General features: G+C 32.9%; 5 protein-coding genes. All 5 read right to left on the bottom strand.

The genetic code is table 11. The features are described from left to right. Positions 1-1,279 (bottom strand): cbb3-type cytochrome c oxidase subunit I (locus ABI657_RS18795; protein ID WP_348098806.1); only part of this gene is annotated, 1,279 nt, incomplete at its 3' end. A 31-nt stretch (positions 1,280-1,310) separates the two neighbouring features. Beyond that, entirely contained in the window at positions 1,311-2,501 is a 1,191-nt protein-coding gene (locus ABI657_RS18800; protein ID WP_348098807.1) for a cytochrome c oxidase subunit II, read from the bottom strand. Positions 2,502-2,520: 19 nt separating this feature from the next. Beyond that, the gene (locus tag ABI657_RS18805; protein ID WP_348098808.1) at positions 2,521-4,056 is read right to left on the bottom strand and encodes a quinol:cytochrome C oxidoreductase; all 1,536 of its coding nucleotides are present in this window, start codon (positions 4,054-4,056) and stop codon (positions 2,521-2,523) included. 27 nt (positions 4,057-4,083) lie between these two features. Continuing rightward, complete coding sequence (locus ABI657_RS18810; protein ID WP_348098809.1) at positions 4,084-4,629, bottom strand: c-type cytochrome; 546 nt, start codon at positions 4,627-4,629, stop codon at positions 4,084-4,086. 8 nt (positions 4,630-4,637) lie between these two features. Continuing rightward, positions 4,638-5,162 carry a DUF3341 domain-containing protein gene (locus ABI657_RS18815; protein ID WP_348098810.1) on the bottom strand — a complete coding sequence of 175 codons (525 nt, stop codon included), beginning with the start codon at positions 5,160-5,162 and terminating at the stop codon, positions 4,638-4,640. Positions 5,163-5,236 lie beyond the last annotated feature (74 nt).

Here is a 5,236-nt window from a genome sequence, read left to right on the forward strand (position 1 = left end):
GAAAGTGAGCAATTACAAAATAAGTATCGTGAACGTTAATATCTAAAGTACTATCCCCTAAAATTATACCTGTTAAACCTCCTGTAATGAAAGTAGAAACCATCCCGATTGAAAACAGCATAGCAGGGTTGAATTGTAAGTTACCTTTCCATAGTGTTGTAATCCAGTTAAAAGCTTTTACAGCAGATGGAATCGCAATTAATAATGTAGTAAACGTAAATACAGATCCTAAGAATGGATTCATCCCTGACAAGAACATATGGTGACCCCAAACAATTGTGGATAAAAATGCAATTGCAAGCACTGACATAATCATTGCTCTGTATCCAAAGATAGGCTTACGAGAGTTTGTAGCCATAATTTCGGAAACAAGACCCATTGCCGGCAAGATTACAATATATACTTCAGGATGCCCTAAGAACCAAAATAAGTGTTCAAACAAAACTGGAGAACCTCCTTGATAATGTAAAACTTCTCCTGCAATATAAATATCAGACAAGAAGAATGAAGTTCCAAAACTTCTATCAAAAATCAATAATAAAGCAGCTGATAATAAAACCGGAAACGAGATAACACCAATAATAGCTGTTACAAAAAACGTCCAGATTGTAAGTGGAAGTCTTGTCATAGACATCCCCTTAGTTCTTAAGTTGATTACTGTAACAATGTAATTCAAAGATCCCATCAAAGAAGATGCGATAAAGATTGCCATTGAAACTAACCATAATGTCATACCAGTTCCTGATCCAGGGATCGCTTGTGGCAAAGCACTTAACGGAGGATAAATTGTCCAACCTGCAGAAGCTGGTCCAGCTTCAACAAATAATGAACTTAACATAATTACAGCTGATAAGAAAAACAACCAGTATGAAATCATATTCATAAATCCGGATGCCATGTCTCTTGCTCCAATTTGAAGCGGAATAAGTAAATTACTGAATGTTCCACTCAAACCAGCCGTCAGTACAAAAAATACCATTATAGTACCGTGAATTGTAACTAAAGCTAAATAAATATCATTAGCCATAACACCATCTGGTGCAAATTTATCCCCTAATAATATATTAAATATTTTAAAAGATTCTTCTGGCCACGCCAATTGCATTCTGAAAAGCAAAGACATTGCAACACCAATTACTCCCATAACAATACCAGTAATTAAGTATTGTTTAGCAATCATTTTGTGATCAATACTAAAAATATATTTAGTAATAAAAGTGTCTTTATGATGATGTTCGTGCTCGTGATCGTGTCCGTGATCGTGTGCTTCTGCTGACATATATGTGTACTTTAAATTTTCTTAATAAATATTATTTCATAACGACTTTAGCTACAGCTGCTTTAACTGTATCAATAACTGCCTTCACAGTATCTTTAACCATACTGCTATCTTTAGTTGTCTCAACTTCATCTGCTGGCTTTTCAGCAGCAGCTGCAGCAGTCTTTATGTCCTGTGCTAAGGTTGTTTTATCACTTAACCAATTTTTAAAATCTTCCGGAGAATCAACAACGACTTTCATTTGCATATTGTAATGCGAAGCACCACAAATTTTATTACATAATAACAAATAATCAAATGTGTAAGGATCTAAAGCTGTACCACCATTAGCTAATAATTCAGTGCTTTTTTGAGCTCTAAGTTTATTTATATTAGCTACTTTTTCAATCATAAAAGGTAACTCTCTATATTCAGAAGTGGTATAGGTTGGAATAAATGCAAATTCAGTAACCATACCTGGAACACAGTTCATTTGAGCTCTAAAATGAGGAAAATAAGCAGAGTGCAATACATCCTGAGAACGCATTTTGAAATGAACTTTTTTTCCTTTTGGAATATGTAATTCAGAAACTACAATATCATCCTGAGCATAAGGGTCTGACATATCAACACCAAGCGTGTTTATACCTTCAATTAATCTTACATTCGCTTTTCCAAGAACATTATCAGGACCTGCATATCGGGCTGTCCACTTAAATTGTTGAGCATATAATTCAATTTCAATTACATCTTCATCTTTATCCACAAACATAATATTATTCCATGCATACAATCCGTAAAGAATTAAAACAGCTAAAACAATCGATGGAATAATACTCCAAATAGCTTCTAATTTATTACTATCAGCAAAGAATAAAGCTTTATTATTCTTATTACCTTTATATTTAAAAGAAAACCAATATAGCAATCCTTGTGTGATAACCTGAACTACAAAAATCAAAATCCAGGTAATATTCATTAAACTATCCACTAAAATACCATGCTCTGATGCAGGAGTGTGAAGTACTAAGTTACCCCATTTAAGCAAACCATAAATAGTGAAGATATAAATGAAAGCTAAAAAGCCAAACATGATATATCCCTGAATATTATTATCATTATCTGATGCAATCTGCGAATCGTCCGAAACATTTCCTACCTGAGTAAGATCAAATATCTTGGTCAATTGCCATAAAGCAACTCCTAATAAAACTAAAACTATAATTACCAACAAACTTGTCATCTGTTTTTTTCTTTAAATATTAATAATGAAAATGTTTACTTTCTTCAATGAAAGGATTTCTTTTTGCTAATAAAGGAGCTTTAGTTAATGCAGAGAAAACTACAAAAATAAATAAACCAAAGAAGAAAAGAATTGATGCAATTTCAGAAATTCCGATATACCATCTATCTCCAACTGTACCTGGCATAATCATATTAAAGAAATCAATATAGTGTCCTAACAAAATAACTATTCCAGCCATTATAATTACCCAACTAATACGCTTAAAATCAGTATTGATTAATATTAATAATGGAAAAACAAAATTCATAACTACTGCACCAAAAAATGGCAAGTTGTATAATTCTATTCTGGTAACAAAATAAGTAACCTCTTCCGGAATATTAGCATACCATATTAACATAAATTGAGAGAACCACAAATATGTCCAGAAAATACTGATACCAAACATAAATTTAGCTAAATCATGAATATGACTAGTATTTACAAATTCTAAATATCCTTTTGATTTTAAATAAACAGTAATTAAGGCAATTGCAGTAATACCGCTTACAAAGAAAGAAGCAAATACGTACCATCCAAATAAAGTACTGAACCAGTGCGGATCAAAAGACATAATCCAATCCCACGACATTATCGATTCAGAAACAATAAAGAAAACTAAAAATCCAGCTGAAATGTTAAAATTCTTTTTGTAGAACAAATCATCATTAGCATCATCCTGTGCTAAACAATTCTTTCTTGAATAAAATCGGTATAAATTCCAACCAATTAAAAATACAGCCGCTCTGATAATCCAAAAAGGAAAATTTAAATACCCTGATTTACCAGCAATTATGGCATCATAATTTGGACTTTTCGGATCCGTAACTCCTTCTGCTAACCAGACAAAAATATGGTTAAAATGTAATCCGCAAAGAATCAGTAAAATAAAGAATATTACTGATCCTACAGGTAAATAAGATGTAAGACCCTGCATTACTCTAAATAAAACCGGAGACCATCCTGCCTGAGCCACTTGTTGAATAGCATAAAATGCTAAAACTCCCATAGAAAGTAACAAGAAGAAAATACAAGCAACATATAATGCAGACCAAGGTTTATTTTGTAATTGATGCAAAACATGTTCAGCATGTGCCTTATGGGCTTGCTCATGTGAAACTTCAACATGCTTATTGGTTTTTTCTTCATGGTTTACAACCGCCGTTTGGTGAGTTTCTTCAGATTTTACTTCTGCTTTACTAACAACAGAATCTTTATCTGCAATAACTGAGTCTTTATTCACGGCAGCTACAGAATTTGAATCTTTTGTTACCTGATGAGCAACTTCAGCTTCTGAAGTTGTTACATGATGTGACTCTTCATCTGATTCATTATGATGCGCTTGTAAAGCCTCACCATGTCCTCCGCCGTGTGCAGATGCTTCTTTAGCCAGAAGAGTTTCTACTTCTTCAATATTTTTAGGAGCAGTTAAAAAACCATATCCAATTCCTAATATACCAACTGCCATTAAGATGAAAGAAAAAGTTTTTAATTTACTTGAAAATGTATACATATCTATTACGATCAGTTTGTTCAACAATTATAATTGGCTTTTTAGTTTTAGAACATAGTCAGCAACTAACCAACGTTCGTGGGCACTTAATTGATTTGCATGCGAACCCATTGCATTTAAACCATAAGTTTCAACATGAAAAATACTTCCTTCAGTGATTTCTCTGTCTTTGTAACTAGGAACACCAAGAAATTTTTCTCTTTCAACCAATTTACCTTTACCATTTCCAGAAGCCCCATGGCAGCTTATACAGTAAATTTCAAAAAGTTCTTTCCCTTTTTCAGAACTCTTTTCTTCTGCACTTAAAGGTGATTTCAAATTAGCTTTAGCCAATTCATAACCAGCAGTTGAGTTTTCATATTCATAAGGCTCAAAACCTCTGTTAATAGTTCCTTTTACAGGAAGTTGCCCTTCTTTTCCACCTTTAAAAACTGAAGCCTCTGAATATGTTTCATATCCTACAGATTCATACATATTTGGAAAATATTGATAGTTTGGTGCCGAGTTATTGTGGCAAGATGAAACTAAAATAGTTATACCAACTAAAAGTGTTATTTTATATATCCTTTTCATAGCTACAATTAATTCTTTTCAATTACTTTAACTTCAACAGCTCCTGTACCCTCAAAAAAGGAAACCAATTCTGCTTCGTTATCATTTACGGCAACTTCCATTAAAAAATGGTCATCTGTCGTTCTTACATCAGGATTTTCAGCTTCTTTAAAAGGCCATAATCTACTTCTCATATAAAAAGTAATAACCATTAAGTGTGCTGCAAAAAATACTGTCATTTCAAACATAATAGGCACAAAAGCTGGCATATTTTGAATGTAACTAAAACTTGGTTTTCCACCAATATCCTGTGGCCAGTCATGAATCATGATATAACTCATCATTGTTGTTGCAACAGAAATACCAACACAACCATATAAAAAAGCACAAATGGCTAATCTTGTTGGTGCTAATCCCATAGCTTTATCCAATCCGTGAACCGGAAATGGAGTAAAAACTTCTTCAATATGATGATGAGCAGCTCTGGTTTTCTTTACTGCATCCATCAAAATATCATCGTCATTATAAATGGCGTATATTACTTTATTACTCATGGTGTGAATCTTTATGTGCTGCTCTTTCTCTAATGTAATTATCTCCTGTTCCTTTCAAAATTGTTTTTACCTCT

Source organism: Flavobacterium sp., from assembly GCF_039930565.1.
Classification (GTDB): Bacteria; Bacteroidota; Bacteroidia; order Flavobacteriales; family Flavobacteriaceae; genus Flavobacterium.